This is a genomic window from Streptomyces sp. NPDC052079, assembly GCF_040680275.1.
GTDB lineage: Bacteria > Actinomycetota > Actinomycetes > Streptomycetales > Streptomycetaceae > Streptomyces.
Map to the genome: position 1 here is coordinate 309,952 of NZ_JBFAWL010000005.1, position 15,814 is coordinate 325,765.

The window sequence follows — 15,814 nt, forward strand, 5'->3', positions numbered from 1 at the left end:
GCACACCGCGCCCACGGTTCCGCACCGAGAGGAAGCCACCCATGACCTACGACCTCGCCGCCCTGCGCGCCCAGGTGCCCGCCCTGGCCGCCGGAACCGCCCACTTCGACGGCCCCGGCGGCACCCAGACCCCGCTGCCCGTCATCGAGGCGATCGCCGCCGCGCTGTCCCGTCCGCTGTCGAACCGGGGCGACGCACTGCCCGGTGAACGCAACGCCGACGCGCTCGTCGTCGAGGCGCGCCGCGCCATGGCGGACCTCCTGGGCGCCCGCCCGGAGGGCATCGTCTTCGGCCGCAGCGCCACCCAGCTCACCTACGACTTCGCCCGCACCCTCGCCGTCGGCTGGTCACCCGGCGACGAAGTGGTCGTCACGCGGCTGGACCACGACGCCAACATCCGCCCCTGGGTGCAGGCGGCCGAACGGGCCGGCGCCACCGTCCGCCGCGCGGACTTCGACCCGGACACCGGTGAACTCACCGCCGAACACATCCGGGCGCAGCTGTCCGGACGCACCCGGCTCGTCGCGGTCACCGCCGCGTCGAACCTGATCGGCACCATCCCCCCGGTGGCCGAGATCGCGCGGATCGTGCACGAGGCCGGCGCCCTGCTGTACGTCGACGGCGTGCACCGCACAGCGCACACCCCGGTCGATGTCGAGGCGCTCGGCGCGGACTTCTTCGTCTGCTCCCCGTACAAGTTCCTCGGCCCGCACCACGGGGTGCTGGCCGCCCGCCCGGAGCTCCTGGAGACCCTGCGCCCGGACAAGCTCCTGCCCTCCACGGACGCCGTTCCCGAGCGGTTCGAGCTCGGCACGCTGCCCTACGAACTCCTCGCGGGCACCCGCGCGGCCGTCGACTTCCTGGCCGGACTAGCCGAACCGGAGGGACCGGCGGGACCGGCCGGGCAGCAGGACGGCGGCGACCGCAGGGCACGGCTCGGCACGGCGTTTGAGCTGATCGAGGAGCACGAGGCCTCGCTCCAGGCCCGGCTGGAGAAGGGCCTGGCGGCCCTCGACGGGGTCACCGTCCACTCCCGCGCCGCCCGCCGCACCCCGACCCTGCTGGTCACCTTCGAGGGCCACCGCACCCAGGACGCCGGCCGCTTCCTCGCCGGCCGGGGCGTCCACGCGCCCTCCGGCAGCTTCTACGCCCTGGAGGCGTCCCGCCACCTCGGTCTCGGGGACACCGGCGGACTCCGCGTCGGCCTGGCCCCGTACAGCGACGACCGGGACGTCGACCGCCTCCTGGCGGGCCTGGCGGAGTTCCTGGAGCGAACGGCCCGGGCCGACGGGTGACGACGGCTGCCCTGACGCCCACGCGGCGTGGCATCGTGGGCGTATGACCATCGACGTCCGCCCCGCCTCCGTCTTCGAGGACGTTCGCGCCGTGCTCGGCCCGAAGTCGCCCGGGGCGAACGTCTGCTGGTGCCTGAGCTACCGTCTCCCGTCGAAGCTCAACAGGGAACTGCGCGGACCGGCCAGGGGCGAGTACGTGGCCGAGCTGTGCCGTTCCGGTACACCCATCGGGGTCCTCGCCTACGACGGCGACGAGCCGGTCGGCTGGGCCGCGGTCGCACCCCGCGCGGACACCTCCTTCGCGCGCAACCGCAAGATCCCGCACATCGACGACCTGCCGGTCTGGTCGCTGTGGTGCATCCGTGTGCGCCCCGGTCACCGCAAGCAGGGCATCTCGCACGCCCTCATCGCCGGCGCCGTCGAGTTCGCCCGCGCCCACGGTGCCCCGGCGGTCGAGGGGTACCCCCTCGACAACGGGGACGCACGCGTCGACCTGACGATGGCGTACGCCGGGCTGCGGAAGAACTTCGAGCGGGCCGGTTTCACCCATGCCGCCGACACGACCTCGGTACTGGCCGGCCACCCCCGCGTCCTGATGCGGCGCGACCTGCGCTGACCGGGCACGCGGGAGCGGGGGCGTCAGGAGTACAGCGCCTCGATCTCCGCCGCGTACTTGTCCTGCGCGGCCCGCCGTTTGACCTTGAGCGAAGGGGTGAGCAGCCCGTTCTCCTCGGTGAACTCGCCGTCGATCAGGGTGAAGGCGCGAATGGACTCCGCGCGGGAGACGGCCTTGTTGGCGTAGTCCACGGCCTTCTGCACGTCGGCGCGCATCCTGGGGTCGCGCACGACCTCGGACATCGGGGTGGCGGCGGGCAGCTTGCGCACCGCCAGCCAGTGGGCGACCGTCTCGGGGTCGAGGGTGATCAGCGCGGCCACGAAGGGCCGGTTGTCGCCGACGACCAGGCACTGGCCGACGGGCGGACGGCTGCGCAGCCGGTCCTCCAGGACGGCCGGGGAGACGTTCTTGCCGCCCGAGGTGACGATGATGTCCTTCTTACGGCCGGTGATGGTGAGATAGCCGTCCTCGTCGAGGGAGCCGAGGTCGCCGGTGGTGAACCAGCCGTCGTCGAGCACCTCGTACGTGGCGGCCGGGTTGTTGTGGTACGCCCCGAAGACGATGCCGCCCTTGACGCACACCTCCCCGTCGTCGGCGATCCGCACCGAGGTGCCGGGCACCGGCGGCCCGACGGTGCCGGGGCGCGGGCCCAGCGGCGGGACGATGGTGGCGGCGGCGGTGGTCTCGGTCAGGCCGTAGCCCTCGTAGATCATGATTCCGGCCGCGTAGAAGAAGAGACTGAGGTCCCGCTCCAGCGGGGAGCCGCCGCTGATGGCGTACCGCACGCGCCCGCCGAGTTCCTTGCGGACCCGGCGGTAGACCAGCAGGTCGTAAAGCGCCCAGGCGGCGTACAGCCCCGGGCCGGGTCCTTTGCCGCGGCCCAGGAAGCGGTTCAGATGGGCCTCGCCGAAACGGACCGCGACGCGGTGGGCGCGTTCGAAGGAGGCACCGCGCCCGATCTTCTCGGCGGTGGCCCGGCCGGTGTCGTGGATCTTCTCGAACAGATAGGGAACGCCCACCAGGAACGTGGGACTGAACGCCTTGAGCTTGGGCCGCAGTTCGTCGGGTGCGATGCTCGGGCAGTGGCCGATCTCGATGCGGGCCATCAGACAGGAGATCTGCAGGGTGCGGCCGAGGATGTGGGCCAGCGGGAGGAACAGCAGGGTGGAGGCGACCTGGTCCGTCACCTCCTTGAAGATCGGGTGCAGCAGCTCGACGGTGTTGGCGGCCTCGGCGTACAGGTTGGCGTGGGTGAGGACGCAGCCCTTCGGCCGCCCGGTGGTGCCGGAGGTGTAGCAGAGGGTCGCGACGGCGTCGGGGGTCAGGGCGGTACGGCGCTTGGTGACCTCCTCGTCCGGGACGCCCTCGCCGAGAGCCGTGAGGTCGGCGAGGGCGCCCGCGTCCAGTTCCCACAGCCGCGGGGGCGCGGCATGATCGGCGGTGCCCGCCCGGACGGTGGCGGTGTTCTCCGCGGTCTCCGTGACGACGTACCGGGCGTACGAGTCACGGACGATCCACTCCACCTGGTCGGCGGAGGAGGTGGCGTACACCGGCACGCTCTGACCGCCGGCGGACCAGATCGCGAAGTCCAGGACCGACCACTCGTAACGGGTGCGGGACATCACCGCGACCCGGTCGCCCGGCTCGAGACCGGCGGCGATCAGCCCCTTGGCGACGGCGGTGACCTCATCGGCGAAGACCGCCGCCGTGACCGGGTGCCAGGTGCCGTGCTGTTCGCGGCGCACGACCACCGCGTCGGGCGCCTCGGCCGCGTTGGTGAACGGGATGTCGGCGGTGCTGCCGGTGGTCGGCCGCGCGGCAAGGGCCGCCGTACGGGCCTCACGGACGACGCCGCGTTCGTCCCTGACGGTCTCGACTCTGGTCCGCTCGGCCAGATCGGTGCGTCGTTTCGCCCGTTTCAGATCCTTGCGTACGCCCATGACGGCTCCCGGTCGCGGCTGATGCTCTCGTGCTGGTTGCTGCCGTACTTACTTACTCGAGAGTCAACTTACCCGTGCGTAAGGATCAGTCAATGGGGTGGTTCCGCCGGATCGAGAACAGACACAGCGGCAAGGTGCTCGCGGTCGACAACATGTGCACCGAGAACAGCGCACGCGTGGTCCAGTACGACAACACCGGCACGGGCGACCACGCCTGGCAGTTGCTGGACCGGGGCGAGGGCTGGTACCTGATCCGCAATGGCCACAGCGGCAAGGTGCTGGGCGTCGACCAGATGTCCACCGCGAACAGTGCGCGTGTCGTGCAGTACGAGGACAACGGCACCGCTGACCACCTCTGGACGCTGGTGGACAACGGGGACGGCTGGCATCGCATCCGGAACAAGCACAGCGGCAAGGTGCTCGGCGTCGACGGCATGTCCACATCCAACAGCGCCCAGGTTGTCCAGTTCGACGACAACGGCACGGCCGACCATCTGTGGCGCTTCGTGTGACGCGGTAACAGCAGGGGAAGCGTTATGGCGAAAGGCCCCCCACCATGTCGAGGTGAGGGGCCCGGTGGCCTGGGGACCGGCGTGCGCGGTTCAGACGCCCGCGACCGACTGGATCCAGGAGCGGTACGCCGTCACGTTGGTGTACGCCGTGGTCGTCTGGCGGTCGCTGGTGGAGGCGACACCGACCTGGACGCCGTTGGCCATCATCGGACCGCCCGAGTCACCGCCCGCGGTGATGCCGTCGCCGCGCCGGGCGCAGATGGCCGAACCGCCGTAGGCGTCGCCGCACCCGCCTGTCACCGTGACGTTGGCGACCTTCAGATAACGGGACTGGCAGTTGGCCTCGGACCCGCACTGCGAGGTGGCGCCCCAGCCGTACACCTGCACGCTCTGGCCGACCCACACCGAGCCGGGCTGGCCGAGCCGGGCGTAGGTCGCCGACACGGACCGGTCGAGACGGACGAGCGCCAGGTCCGCGCCGTGGGTGTAGGTCTGCACGCCGTTGGCGACGGTGCCGCCGCTGTGCTGGTCCAGGCTGCCGATGCGGAACGACAGTCCGCCGCCGGTGACACAGTGCTTGGCCGTGAGGATCCAGGTCGGGGCGATGATGGTCGCCGAACAGGTCTCTCTGCCGTTGGAGAACAACCGGGCTGCCCACGGGCCGCTGTTGGCGTACCCGCCGCCGATGATGGGCTGGGGAGCCTTGGTGACGGGAGGCGCCGGGGCCTCGGCCGCGGCGGCGTTGGGGGCGAGAAGCGCGAGGACGGTCACCGCTGCCGCGGTGAGAGCGGGGAAGAGCCGTGATATGCGCAAGGTTCCTCGATTCCTCGGACACGCCCAAGGGGCGTGCGGGTGTGGGGGTTGACGGCCCCATGGGCCGCGCCCTGACGAACTCACCTGTGTGACAGGTGAGTTCGGGGTGGGCTCGGCCCAGAATCCCGGAGAATCGTTGAACGGCGGTACTCACATCTGGCGATAGCGCGGAGCTATCCCCGACGGTGGGGCGGAGGCGGTCCCGGTGTCACCTGGCGAAGACCCCCCTCGTCACAGCCCCCGCGTCAGAGCCGTACGACGATCAGGGCGATGTCGTCGGTCCCGCCGTCGGCCACACCGAGACGGGTGAGCAGGGTGTCGGCCAAGTCGTCGGGGCCCATCCGGGCGTGCTCGGACACGGCATCGGTGAGCCGGCGCAGTCCCGTGTCGATGCTCTCGCCACGGCGTTCGACCAGACCGTCGGTGTACAGCACGAGGGTGTCGCCCGGCGTGAACGGCACCGTCGCCTGGGGCCGCGGCCCCTGGTCGGTCAGGACGCCCAGCGGCGGATCGGTCGCCTGGTCGAGCAGTACGGCACTGCCGTCGGTGCTGACAAGGACGGGCGGGAGATGGCCGGCGCAGGTGTAGGTGATCCGGCGGCTGCGGCGGTCGACCACGGCCTTGGCCGCCGTCGTCGCCAGCGCACCCTCGAACGTACGGGCGTACCCGCTGAGGACGTCCATGGCCTTGCCGGGTTCCGGGATGGCGTGGACGGCCGCGGACAGGGCGCTGTGGAGCATCCCCATCACGGCGGCGGCCTCCAGACCGTGGCCCACCACGTCGCCGACCGCGATGGTGAACTTCTCGTCGGCGAGATCGACCACGTCGTACCAATCGCCGCAGACGTTGAGCGACCGGGTGGCGGGCATGTAGCGCACGGCGATCTCGGGATGACCGGCAAGGTCGGGCGAGTGCAGCATGGCGTCCTGCAGGGTCAGCGCGGTACGGCGTTCCCACGCATGCGCGCCGCGCAACTCCTCGTTGAGCACCTGGAGGTCCTGCGCCCGGGTGAACAGCTCGGCCTCCAGTCCCGGTTCGCCGCGCAACGGACGGGACTGCATGAACTCCGTCAGATCCTCCACCCGGTGGATGATCCACCGGACCTCGCCGTCGGGTCCCAGGACGGGCGTGTTCACGGGGGACCACCACCTCGTCTCGAACGCTTCGGGGCGCCCGGCGACGGCAAGGTCGTACCTCTGCACGGCCATCGTGTCCGGCTCCTTGGAGCTCAGCACGCGGTCGAGCGAGGCAGCCAGGTTGCGGACGCCGTTGGCGGACGCGTCCGAGGGATTGTCCGGGTGGGCCTCGAAGACGTACCGGCCCACGAGCTCGTCCCTCGTCCGTCCGGTGACCTCCAGGTACGCGTCGTTGGCCTCGACGATCACCAGATCCGGCGCCAGCACCAGACAGGGGGTGGGCGTCGCGGCGAACAACGCCCGGTAGTCGACCCGCGGTGTGCTCACGTGCGCTCCCCAGTCCGTCCGCAGACCCTCCTGCTCCCAGTATTCGACCACGCGGCGGGTCCCGGGCCGACCGCTCAGCCCAGCCTGTTGCGCAGGCGTACGACGGCGGCCTGGAGGGCGTCGAAAGCCTGCTGCTCCCCGCGCGGGGTTGCCCGCACCGTCGGGAAGAGGCTGTCGCGCGCCGCCCGGGCCCGGGCGTAGGCGTCGAAGCGGACGACCACCTCGTCGATCAGCTCCTGTATCGGGGGAGAGGGCTCATGGGACTCGTGCAGGTGCGGCATGGGCGGGTATCCGGGGACGGACGGCGGGGCGGTGTGCGCCGCTAAGACACACGACGCGGCCTTTTCGTCGTGCGTCCACCAGTCCTCCGGACGGACGAACCGGACGCCGCCCGGAATTCCCGGCACACAGACGCGACCATAGGCAGTTCCACCGGGCCACGCCGGTCCGCAGGTCGGCAGCCTTGTGCCCCACCACGTTGCCGGAACCAGGCAGGACGGTACGTGCACCGCCCTGCCGCGCCGCCGCGCCGCCGCCCTGCCGCGCCGCCGCCCTGCCGCGCCGCCGCGCCGCCGAGCGGCCCGCGGTCTCCGGCCCGAGGTCCGCCCGCACGGTGACCGGGCGGGCTGGGTGATGGATCGTGCGGAGAGACGAGGCAGCACCGGCGCGGGTTGCAAAGAGAAGGTAAATACGAGGGCGGGCTCAGTCCAGGAGGGCGGTCGCCTCCACCTCGACCAGGACATCGGGCTCGAAGAGGTGGTCGACCCCGATCAGCGAGGAGGGCGGAAGGGGCATCGGCAGCCCGGTCTCCTCCGCGACCTGTTCGACCCCGGTCATGAACGCGCCGATCTTCTCGGGCGTCCAGTCCGTGACGTAGAACGTCAGCCGCAGCACGTCGTCGAACGACGCACCCGCGCCGGCCAGGCCCCGCGCGGTGTTCCGCAGCGCGTGGGCGACCTGCCCGGCGAGGTCGCCCGGGGCGACGGGAGCTCCGTCCGCCGACCGGGCGACCTGGCCGCTGACATGCACGTGACGCGTGCCGGTGCCGACGGCGACATGCGCGTACGGGGTGGGCTGCGGCATGCCCTCGGGCGTGAAACGACGAACGGACATCGGGGTCTCCTCACTCGGGCCAACCAGGTATACCTTTGCTACCTGGTGGACGAAGGACACTTCAAGGAGACCACGTATCGTGCCGGATACCGCGGACAGCCACGACGGCCAACTCAGGATCGAGCACCCGCACCGGGAATTCCTCGACCAGGTGCTGGACAAGTGGTCGCTGAGCGTTCTCAACGAACTTTGCGAACGGCCCTGCCGGTTCAACGACCTGCGCCGCGCCATCCCCGCGGTGACCCAGAAGTCCCTCACGGCGACACTGCGCCGGCTGGAGCGCAACGGCATCGTCGAGCGCGTGCTCCTGAGCTCCCGCCCCGTCGCCGTCGAGTACCGCATCACACCTCTGGGCAAGACCATGCGGCACCCGATCGAGGTGCTCCTGGAGTGGGTCACGGCGCACATGCCCGAGGTCGAGCGCGCGCGTCGCGCCTTCGATGCCGAATGAGCGCCCGGAACCCGCGGGCCGGTCAGGCCGCGGCGCCGGCCGCCGATTACTCGCCGGTCGCTTCCTCAAGGTCCCGCAGGAGTCTCAACTCGCCCGGTGTGAACGGGCGGCCGTCGGGCTCCGGGCGCAGCGGCCCGACGAGTGCGGTCAGCACCATACCGGGCCTGACCAGGGAGGTGGGCGCCGCCTGCAGAGCCAGTACGTCGGTCAGGGCGGTGGCGGCGTGGAAAGAGCCGGTCGCGGTGCGCGACAGCCGGCTGACATAGCGGTGCAGCAGACGGTCGGCGTCGGTCGGGGTCCTGCCCTTGGTCGTTACGTAGTGGATGTCCGTCCCACGGCGAGCGTCCACGCTGTGTCAAGCACGCCGCGCGAATCCGGGAGCCGGGACACGGGGGCGCGGTAGAAGCGACTGGCGTAGGCGAGACACCGCAGTGGCTCGCGCGGCTGGGGATCACCTCGGTGCGCTGCCTCTCCCGGGCGACGAGGATCATCGCCGCCTCCGCCGTGACGGCCGCCCGGGCCTCGTCGTCCCCGCTGCGCAGCGCGGCGCGCAGGGCCGCCTCCCGTACGTCCGGGTCGCAGTAGGGGGTCAGCGCCAGGATGGCGTCGTACAGGACCGTCTTCCGTCCGGCAGCAGCACCGCCGGGGGAGTCCGCCACCAGGGCAGGGGAGCGCGGACGGCGCTGGGTGCGGGGATGTCCTTCAACGCCTTCCAGATCGAGGCGACGCAGCGTCTCGGGGAGAGGCGTGGGTGACTCCACCGACGTACTCCAGGCGTTGAGGACCGACAGACGCCGTGCGCCTCGCAGCCTACGCATCTGGGGCGGCACTTCTCGACCATCGTTGTTGGCCGGAAACGATCATTGACGTGCCGAGTGAGGCGGAGCCGGGGGAGGGGGAGCCGGGGGCGGGGGACAGGGCGGCATCGGCGGTATTCGGCGGGCAGCCGGTGCGACGGGTGGCGGCGGCGGTGGCTCCGCGGGGGGTCGGCGCGGCGGCCGGGGAGCACCTGACGGTGCGGGCGGCGGAGGGCCCGGTGGCGGCGGCGGAGGCGGCTCGATCTCCGGCAGCACCGGGCCACCCGCGCGCAGCCGGGCAATGGTCAGCCGGTTGCGGTCACGTGCCTGAGGGCCGTCGTCGCGCTCGTAGACCAGCGAGAATCCCGTGGGCCAGTGCCTGATTGTCTCGACGTACCGGTATCCGAGCGCGTGGGCCACCTCGTCGGCCAGGCGCTGCACGGACGCGCTGTACCGGCCCGGCCGGAGCACGACGCGGGCCCGGCCGTCGAAGCATGCGCGTATCTCGTCGTCGTCCACTCGCCCCGCCCCCGAGGAGGATCACCGGCCGGCCTGGTTTCCGCCGACGATCCTCGCACAAGCGCCCCGATTCCCTCCCCTCAAGCCGCCGTCCTGCCGTCGACGGACACCCCCAGCCCGTCGGCCACGGTGGTCAGGGCCGATCCCAGCGGGAGCGCGACCCGGGTGAGGGCGTGCCGGTCGCCACGAGTGGGGGCCAGGTTGACGATCAGCACCGGAGTGCCGGCCTCAGCGGTCTGGCGGACAAAGCGCAGTCCCGACATCACCGTCAGCGAGGAGCCCAGGACCAGCAGCGAGGACGCCGCACGGACCAGGGTGCGGCAGTGCTCCACCCGCTGGGGCGGAACGTTCTCCCCGAAGAACACCACGTCGGGTTTGAGGATGCCCCCGCACAGCGTGCAGGGCAGCACGCGGAAGCCGGCCACCTGCTCGTCGGTGAGATCGGCGTCGCCGTCCGGGTTGACGCCCGCGGCCACGGGATCGAAGCCGGGGTTGGCCTCCTCCAGCCGGGCCGCGAGTTCGCCGCGCGGGCTGAACGTGCCGCAGGAGAGGCAGACCACCCGGTCCAGCCCGCCGTGGAGCTCCACGACGCCCTCGCTGCCGGCGGCCCGGTGCAGACCGTCGACGTTCTGGGTGATCACCCCCGAGAGCAGACCGTGCCGTCCGAACGCCGCCACGGCCCGGTGCCCGGCGTTGGGCAGGGCGCGGCCGAAGGTGCGCCAGCCCAGATGACTGCGCGCCCAGTACCGGCGCCGGGCTCCGACGCTCGCGGTGAACTCCTGGTACGTCATCGGGGTGTGCCGGCTGAGGCTCCCGCCCTCGCCGCGGTAGTCGGGGATGCCCGACTCCGTGGAGATGCCCGCCCCGCTGAGCACCAGCACGCCCCCGGCGCGCAGCGCATCGGCGACCGGCGCCGTGTCGGTGGTAGCGGGCGGCAGGTCCCCGACAGGGGTCCAGCTCAAGGTGGGGCGCATGCGCATAGCGCAAGGGTACGAAACCGGTCGGGGGCCGGTGCGGGACCGGCCACGGCCCCGGGAACGAACCGCTCGCTCCCGGAACCGGCCCCGTCCGGTGCTCAGCCGCCCACGTTGACGTCGATGCAGGCGTAGAATGCGTTGGTGGTGTCCGCGACGTTCCACACGGCGAGGACCTTCTGCCGTCCGGTGAGACCTCCGAAGTCGACCCGGTGGTTCACCACCTCGCCGGGCTTGGCCCCGCCGTCGTCGAACCGCGCGATCCGCTGACCGCCGACGTAGTACTCCCAGGCGCTCGTCGCGTGCCGGGCGGTGAGCCGCCAGGAGAAGGTCGCGTTCTTCGGAACCGGGGTGACGGTCCAGCCCTTGCTGTCGTCGTTCAGTTCGGCGAAACGGCTGTTGCCGCCGCTGCAGCTGGTCAGGCCCTTGGGCCCTTCGACGCTCTGCGGTTCGTAGGTGATGTCCCCGCAGGGCACGGTGCCCGCGGCGCACTGCGCCTGGCGGCTGGGCGGATCGGAGATGTAGCCGTGTGCGCTCGCCGACGAGGCAGGGAGGCCGACGGCGACGACGGGGGCGAGAGCCGCGCCGATCAGCGCGGCCTTCTTCTTGCTGGTACGCATGGGGAACTCCTTCACATCGGATCGTCCCCGGGGCGCATGTGGTCATCAGTGGGGGAGACCGCAGGCGACGGGGCGACCGCTCGTGGGTGGGGGCCAGGAGGCGCGAAGGTGGCGCGCACTCACCGTCCTCGCGGGGAAACGGTCGGGGCCCGCGAAGGATCAACTCCCGAAGCGGAGCGGCGAGTTCTGTTGGCCTAGACCATACAAGCGACGACCATGAACGTGTCAAGGCTGAGTCCGAGGGGCCTGCGAGGATGCACGGATGACCTCAACAACGCGCCCGCCCGCCGCTCCTGACTGCCCGTCACCCCGTTCGTGCCTGCTGGAGACGATCAGAGCCATCGAGCCGTGGGACGCCCTGGAACGCACCCATGTGGAGACCGCCACCCAGTGGGTCACCGGCGGGGCACCGCTCTACCGCGTGCGCAAGCCGGACGTACCGGCGACGCATCTGGTGAGCTACTTCGTCGTCCTCGACCACGGGCGCGGACAGTTGCTCCTGGTCGCGCACCGCAAGGCGGGCCTCTGGCTGCCACCCGGCGGACATGTCGAGCCGGACGAGCACCCTTGGGCGGCCGTGGTCCGCGAATGCCGTGAGGAACTCGACCTCGAAGCCGTGGCGTCACCGATCACCGGCGAACACCCGTTCTTCCTCACCGTCACCCGGACCCGGGGAGAGGGCCCGCACACCGACGTCTCGCTCTGGTACCTCCTCGACGCCGACGCGCGCACCGTCACCTCCTACGACGAACGTGAGTTCGCCGCCATCCGCTGGCTCACCGCCGAGGAGGTGCTCGAGGAGCCCGCCGAGTCGCTCGACCCCCATATGCACCGCTTCACCCAAAAGCTGCAACACACCCGGACCGGCGGGCAGCGATGAGCGGACCGGGCGATATCAGAAGCGCACCGGGTGACGGCGGTGTCACCCCCTCCCCGACGTCAGGACCTACGCACTCCCTCACGGGGAAACACATGCTGCCGTCAACGACTGTCACTTAACCTCATGCCGAGAGACGTCATCCGCCACAGGTATCGACAACGGGGAGGCGACGGTGTTCGGAAGGGGCCCTCGGTTGCTCGCGGGCGCGGTGATCGTGACCTGCATGATGGTCCTCGGCCCCAGTGCACCGGGCGGCGTCCCCCTCGCCAGGCCACTGCCCGCCGACGCCGTCAGGGACGTCGTACCCAACCGGGTCATGACCTGGAACATCTGCAACCCCTGCGGGACCAGCAACGCCGACCGGGCAGCCGAGATCGCCTCCTACGCGCCCCAGGTCATCGGCCTGCAGGAAGCCTGCGCGCGTGATGTCGCGCGGATCCGGAACCATCTGGAGAACCTCTACGGGCTGGTCTACCACGTCCAGTACGGGACGGTGCTCAAGAACTGGGGCCGCTGCGGGGGACTGCCGTGGAACCCCGGAGGGTACGGCCAGGCGATCCTGTCGGCCGCGCCGATGAAGGACCGCGTCAACGTCGAGTACCGGGACGGGGGCTCCGAGGACCGCGGATACATGGCGGTCACCACCACCGTGGACGGCCAGGAGATCCGGGTGTTCAACACGCACCTGGCGCAACGCCGCCAGGAGACATACCGCACGGACCAGATCGCCGCACTCGCCGAGGAGGTCGCCCGGCACGACCGTGCCATCGTTCTCGGCGACTTCAACGCCGTGCCGGATTCCCCCGAGCTCACCCCGATGTGGGCACTGGCCGGCGACACGGACCCCGAGTGCCGCCCCTCACCCACCGGCACCTGCCTGCCCACCACCGACTGGCAGAGCAAGTTCGACTACGTCTTCCTGCGGGGCATCAGCCCGCTGAAGCACCACGTGCAGCCCACGCCCTACTCGGACCACCATCCGCTGCACACGGACCTCGACCTGGCCCCGGCGCCGGAACGGCAGCAGGAAGCGGCGACGGACGTCGGTCACGAGGGGTGAATTGAGGTTCACCGGGCCGGACGCCGGCCAGGAAACGGCCTACGACGTCCGCTGACGCCGGTGCGGCATGGATCAGGACTGCGGACGCTTCCCGTGGTTCGCCCCGTGCTTGCGGCGCGCCTTCTTCTTCCGGCGCCTCTTCGAGGACATCCGCGTCTCCTCTGTCTCGGCTCTGTCTCGGCGATGGAACCACGGCCCATTGTTCCCCCGTGCCGCGCACGTCGCGACTCGCAGGCAGCCCGGCGGTGGAGTCACCGCAGGTCCGGCAGCTTCATCCACTCGTCCCAGGTCACGTCCCGGCCGATGAAGCGCGGGCGCTCGAAGGGCCAGTCCTCGGCGATCCAGCGCGGAACGAAAGCGTCCAGCGCCCGCTCGAGCGCGCCGCCCACCTCCTCGTCGACCACCCACCATGAGATCTCGGCGTCGGCCCCCTGCTTCTCCGGGGGGTCGATATAGACACATCCGCGCAGGGCGGTGCGGTCCGCGTTCTCGACGGTGTAGTTGAACGACTGGTGGGCCTCGATCTCCGCGGCATGCCGCTCGAGATCGGCCAGATTCGCGTCGTACGACATCGTCGCCGACGGCCAGCCCCACGCGGGGCCGAAGATCGAGAACAGCCGCTCCCGCGAACCCATCACCGCCGGGTAGTCCAGCGGTGCGTCCGCACCGCTGATCGGGCGCAGCCGGTGGCCTCCGCCGCCGGGTACGCCGACGTGGAGGGGATGGACGAAGTCACGGGGCAGCCAGGTCATGAGCGCGAGCCAACCATGGCGGCAGAACGCTGCGCAAAGGCATTTGCCGCGGCCTCATCGGGCCCGGTGGAGCCGGTCGTGCTCATCGGCCGCCGCTTCCGGGCCGGACGCGGCCGGGGGCAGGGGCGGCAGGCTCGCGGAGATGCCCGGCAGCAGCACGGGCTCCAGCCGGACCCGGTCCTGCCTGCCCAGGTAGCGCTCCAGCCCCGGCGGCCGGTAACCGGTGTCCCGGTCACGGCGTTCCTTGGCGGGCACGGCCAAATACTCGTTCCCGTCGGGTTCACCCTTGTCGTTCACCGCCTCCCCGAGAGGCCGGTGCAGCGGCGGGGACAGCCGGTACATGCCCTTCCGCGAGGCATGGACCGGGCCCGAACCGTCCGGCCGCACGCGGAAGTCGACACGTTCCTGAGGCATCATCACCCGGGGCCCCTCCGGGCCGAGCACACCGGCGTCGAACTTCAGCCCGTGCCGGCGGGCCTGGTCGACCATCCACAGCAGCGTGATGTCGGACAGCCCCGTCTGCGCATAGCCACCCCCCACATCGCAGTGCACCCCGGCGAACCACACCTGCTTCAGCTCCTGGCCCTGCGTGTCGGCGCCCGGCTGCTGGTGCCACAGCGCCGGTCGGAACGCCGAACGCTGCTCGTCCACGGCCAGGGCGTGGAAGGCCGCGCTCACCCAACTGCTCAGCTCGGTGTCGTGGAACGCCCAGCGGCGGTTGAACCGCCGCGCCGCCGGCTGCAGCCGGACCGCGCCCGGAACGGGGATGCCCAGGGCACCGACGGTGTCCCACACCCCGATGAACCCGATCTCCGATTCGCGTGCGTAGGAGCGGCGGAACAACGTGGCGGCCGCGCCGTTCGGCTGCTCCATCCGGTCACGGTAGAGAGCCCACGCCTCCGGGATCCGGTCGGCGTGGTCCCTGCGCAGAATGCCGCTGTTGCGCACCAGCCCGGCCAGGCTTCGGGCGGTGTACGCACCGCGGCTGAAACCGAAGAGGAACAGGTCGTCGTCGGGCTCGTACGTCTCGACGAGGAACCGGTAGGCGTCCAGGACGTTCCGGGACAGCCCCACCCCGAACGCCCCGCCGCGCAGACGTTCCCACCGGTGGGTACCGACACCGCTGTGGTAGTAGACGCGCTGTTCCTTCCCGGCGACGGTTCCCGGACGCACGGACAGGGCGATCTTCGCGACGTTGGTCTTGCTCGGCTGGTCCGCGAAGTTCCAGGTACCGTCGCAGCAGACGACCAGACGCTTGGCCATGACCCATCCCTCCTGGCGAGAACGGAGTCGGCTCACAGCACCACTTCCAGCGTCGCACCCGCCGGCACGCCGCGCCAACGGGGTGTCGACGATCTTCCTGTTCACCATCGCGGCGGTGCTCGTCCTGACGAGGTCGGCCGTGTGCGTCCGATCCACGACCGCGTGAGAGGGTGCCGGAACGCCTCCGGACGGACCCGGCAGGGGGGCCTGGCGTCCGGGGCGCGCGGCCCTCCGGTAACCCGCACCGCGTGACGTGGATCACCGGAACGCCTCCGGTGTCACGGAGAGAACGAAGTGTGAGGGACTCAGACAACGAGCTACGGCGCCGTGTGCGCGAAGGCGACCGCGAGGCGTTCGCCCAGCTGTACGAGGATTTCGCCGGCTCCGTGTACAACCACGGCCTGCGGCTGACCGGTGACTGGTCGACGGCCGAGGACATCATCGGGCCTCCTTCGTGGATACCCCGGCCTTCAGGCCGGGGTGGGGGTACCTCCCGCTTGCGGGGGAGAAACGAAGCTCCCGCGGAGCGGGGCAGGGAAAGGCGAATCGCCGCCAGGGCGACTCGGCATCTGCGGCCACCGGCCGACACCCGGCGCTCACACGGAATCTGATACTGTGTGAGGCGTGACGCAGCAGGTCAAGCGGGCTTTCAAGTACCGCTTCTACCCCACGGACGAGCAGGCAGCCGAGCTGTCCCGCACGTTCGGCTGCGTCCGCCTCGTCTACAACAAGGCGCTGGAGGAGCG

General features: G+C 71.1%; 16 protein-coding genes and 2 pseudogenes. 7 read left to right on the top strand and 11 right to left on the bottom strand.

Going from position 1 to position 15,814, the window contains the following annotated elements:
- Positions 1-41: 41 nt before the first annotated feature.
- Both AB0L56_RS12315 and AB0L56_RS12320 read left to right on the top strand, forming a co-directional pair.
- A complete protein-coding gene (locus AB0L56_RS12315; protein WP_365422038.1) occupies positions 42-1,295 on the top strand; it encodes a cysteine desulfurase-like protein in 1,254 nt (417 codons plus the stop codon).
- A gap of 43 nt (positions 1,296-1,338) precedes the next feature.
- Complete coding sequence (locus tag AB0L56_RS12320; RefSeq protein WP_361025518.1) at positions 1,339-1,911, top strand: GNAT family N-acetyltransferase; 573 nt, start codon at positions 1,339-1,341, stop codon at positions 1,909-1,911.
- A gap of 23 nt (positions 1,912-1,934) precedes the next feature.
- Here AB0L56_RS12320 and AB0L56_RS12325 read toward each other — a convergent pair whose 3' ends face one another.
- On the bottom strand, positions 1,935-3,851 hold the full coding sequence (locus AB0L56_RS12325) for an AMP-binding protein (RefSeq protein ID WP_365422041.1): 1,917 nt from the start codon (positions 3,849-3,851) through the stop codon (positions 1,935-1,937).
- Between the two features lie 101 nt (positions 3,852-3,952).
- Between AB0L56_RS12325 and AB0L56_RS12330 the strand changes: the two are divergent.
- A pseudogene (locus tag AB0L56_RS12330) lies at positions 3,953-4,363 on the top strand (RICIN domain-containing protein); the annotation flags it as partial.
- 90 nt (positions 4,364-4,453) lie between these two features.
- Here AB0L56_RS12330 and AB0L56_RS12335 read toward each other — a convergent pair.
- The 4 genes from AB0L56_RS12335 to AB0L56_RS12350 form a co-directional block, all read right to left on the bottom strand.
- The gene (locus AB0L56_RS12335) at positions 4,454-5,176 is read right to left on the bottom strand and encodes a trypsin-like serine protease (RefSeq protein ID WP_361025524.1); all 723 of its coding nucleotides are present in this window, start codon (positions 5,174-5,176) and stop codon (positions 4,454-4,456) included.
- A 245-nt stretch (positions 5,177-5,421) separates the two neighbouring features.
- The gene (locus tag AB0L56_RS12340; RefSeq protein ID WP_365422045.1) at positions 5,422-6,639 is read right to left on the bottom strand and encodes a SpoIIE family protein phosphatase; all 1,218 of its coding nucleotides are present in this window, start codon (positions 6,637-6,639) and stop codon (positions 5,422-5,424) included.
- A gap of 74 nt (positions 6,640-6,713) precedes the next feature.
- On the bottom strand, positions 6,714-7,046 hold the full coding sequence (locus tag AB0L56_RS12345; protein ID WP_365422048.1) for a hypothetical protein: 333 nt from the start codon (positions 7,044-7,046) through the stop codon (positions 6,714-6,716).
- Positions 7,047-7,341: 295 nt separating this feature from the next.
- Positions 7,342-7,752 (bottom strand): RidA family protein, encoded by a 411-nt coding sequence (locus AB0L56_RS12350; RefSeq protein WP_365422051.1) that lies wholly within the window; start codon positions 7,750-7,752, stop codon positions 7,342-7,344.
- 79 nt (positions 7,753-7,831) lie between these two features.
- On the opposite strand from AB0L56_RS12350, the gene AB0L56_RS12355 reads away from it, so the two are divergent.
- Complete coding sequence (locus AB0L56_RS12355) at positions 7,832-8,203, top strand: helix-turn-helix domain-containing protein (protein ID WP_365422054.1); 372 nt, start codon at positions 7,832-7,834, stop codon at positions 8,201-8,203.
- 46 nt (positions 8,204-8,249) lie between these two features.
- Here AB0L56_RS12355 and AB0L56_RS12360 read toward each other — a convergent pair whose 3' ends face one another.
- The 4 genes and pseudogenes from AB0L56_RS12360 to AB0L56_RS12375 form a co-directional block, all read right to left on the bottom strand.
- A complete protein-coding gene (locus AB0L56_RS12360; RefSeq protein ID WP_365422112.1) occupies positions 8,250-8,552 on the bottom strand; it encodes a hypothetical protein in 303 nt (100 codons plus the stop codon).
- A 151-nt stretch (positions 8,553-8,703) separates the two neighbouring features.
- Positions 8,704-9,021 (bottom strand): annotated as a pseudogene (locus tag AB0L56_RS12365) (hypothetical protein); the annotation flags it as partial.
- Between the two features lie 578 nt (positions 9,022-9,599).
- Complete coding sequence (locus AB0L56_RS12370; RefSeq protein WP_365422057.1) at positions 9,600-10,499, bottom strand: NAD-dependent protein deacetylase; 900 nt, start codon at positions 10,497-10,499, stop codon at positions 9,600-9,602.
- 95 nt (positions 10,500-10,594) lie between these two features.
- Positions 10,595-11,113 carry a lytic polysaccharide monooxygenase auxiliary activity family 9 protein gene (locus tag AB0L56_RS12375; RefSeq protein ID WP_365422060.1) on the bottom strand — a complete coding sequence of 173 codons (519 nt, stop codon included), beginning with the start codon at positions 11,111-11,113 and terminating at the stop codon, positions 10,595-10,597.
- Positions 11,114-11,375: 262 nt separating this feature from the next.
- Here AB0L56_RS12375 and AB0L56_RS12380 point away from each other — a divergent pair, with 262 nt between their 5' ends.
- Both AB0L56_RS12380 and AB0L56_RS12385 read left to right on the top strand, forming a co-directional pair.
- Positions 11,376-11,993, top strand: coding sequence for an NUDIX domain-containing protein (locus AB0L56_RS12380; RefSeq protein WP_365422063.1), 618 nt, complete (start codon positions 11,376-11,378; stop codon positions 11,991-11,993).
- Between the two features lie 172 nt (positions 11,994-12,165).
- Positions 12,166-13,053, top strand: coding sequence for an endonuclease/exonuclease/phosphatase family protein (locus AB0L56_RS12385; protein ID WP_365422066.1), 888 nt, complete (start codon positions 12,166-12,168; stop codon positions 13,051-13,053).
- Between the two features lie 251 nt (positions 13,054-13,304).
- Here the strand turns inward: AB0L56_RS12385 and AB0L56_RS12390 are convergent, their stop codons facing one another.
- Both AB0L56_RS12390 and AB0L56_RS12395 read right to left on the bottom strand, forming a co-directional pair.
- Positions 13,305-13,805 (bottom strand): N-acetyltransferase, encoded by a 501-nt coding sequence (locus AB0L56_RS12390; RefSeq protein WP_365422069.1) that lies wholly within the window; start codon positions 13,803-13,805, stop codon positions 13,305-13,307.
- Between the two features lie 54 nt (positions 13,806-13,859).
- Positions 13,860-15,068: a DUF2235 domain-containing protein gene (locus AB0L56_RS12395; RefSeq protein WP_365422071.1), complete on the bottom strand. Its 1,209-nt coding sequence runs from the start codon at positions 15,066-15,068 to the stop codon at positions 13,860-13,862.
- Positions 15,069-15,692: 624 nt separating this feature from the next.
- Between AB0L56_RS12395 and AB0L56_RS12400 the strand changes: the two genes are divergently transcribed.
- Positions 15,693-15,814: helix-turn-helix domain-containing protein (locus AB0L56_RS12400; protein WP_365422109.1), on the top strand; the 122-nt coding region annotated here is incomplete at its 3' end.

Bases quoted from the DNA above. Each gene is read 5' to 3' on its own strand.
- AB0L56_RS12315 (WP_365422038.1), top strand. From the start codon at position 42: ATGACCTACGACCTCGCCGCCCTGCGCGCCCAGGTGCCCGCCCTGGCC.
- AB0L56_RS12320 (WP_361025518.1), top strand. From the start codon at position 1,339: ATGACCATCGACGTCCGCCCCGCCTCCGTCTTCGAGGACGTTCGCGCC.
- AB0L56_RS12325 (WP_365422041.1), bottom strand. From the start codon at position 3,851: ATGGGCGTACGCAAGGATCTGAAACGGGCGAAACGACGCACCGATCTG.
- AB0L56_RS12350 (WP_365422051.1), bottom strand. From the start codon at position 7,752: ATGTCCGTTCGTCGTTTCACGCCCGAGGGCATGCCGCAGCCCACCCCG.
- AB0L56_RS12370 (WP_365422057.1), bottom strand. From the start codon at position 10,499: ATGCGCATGCGCCCCACCTTGAGCTGGACCCCTGTCGGGGACCTGCCG.
- AB0L56_RS12375 (WP_365422060.1), bottom strand. From the start codon at position 11,113: ATGCGTACCAGCAAGAAGAAGGCCGCGCTGATCGGCGCGGCTCTCGCC.
- AB0L56_RS12380 (WP_365422063.1), top strand. From the start codon at position 11,376: ATGACCTCAACAACGCGCCCGCCCGCCGCTCCTGACTGCCCGTCACCC.
- AB0L56_RS12390 (WP_365422069.1), bottom strand. From the start codon at position 13,805: ATGACCTGGCTGCCCCGTGACTTCGTCCATCCCCTCCACGTCGGCGTA.
- AB0L56_RS12395 (WP_365422071.1), bottom strand. From the start codon at position 15,068: ATGGCCAAGCGTCTGGTCGTCTGCTGCGACGGTACCTGGAACTTCGCG.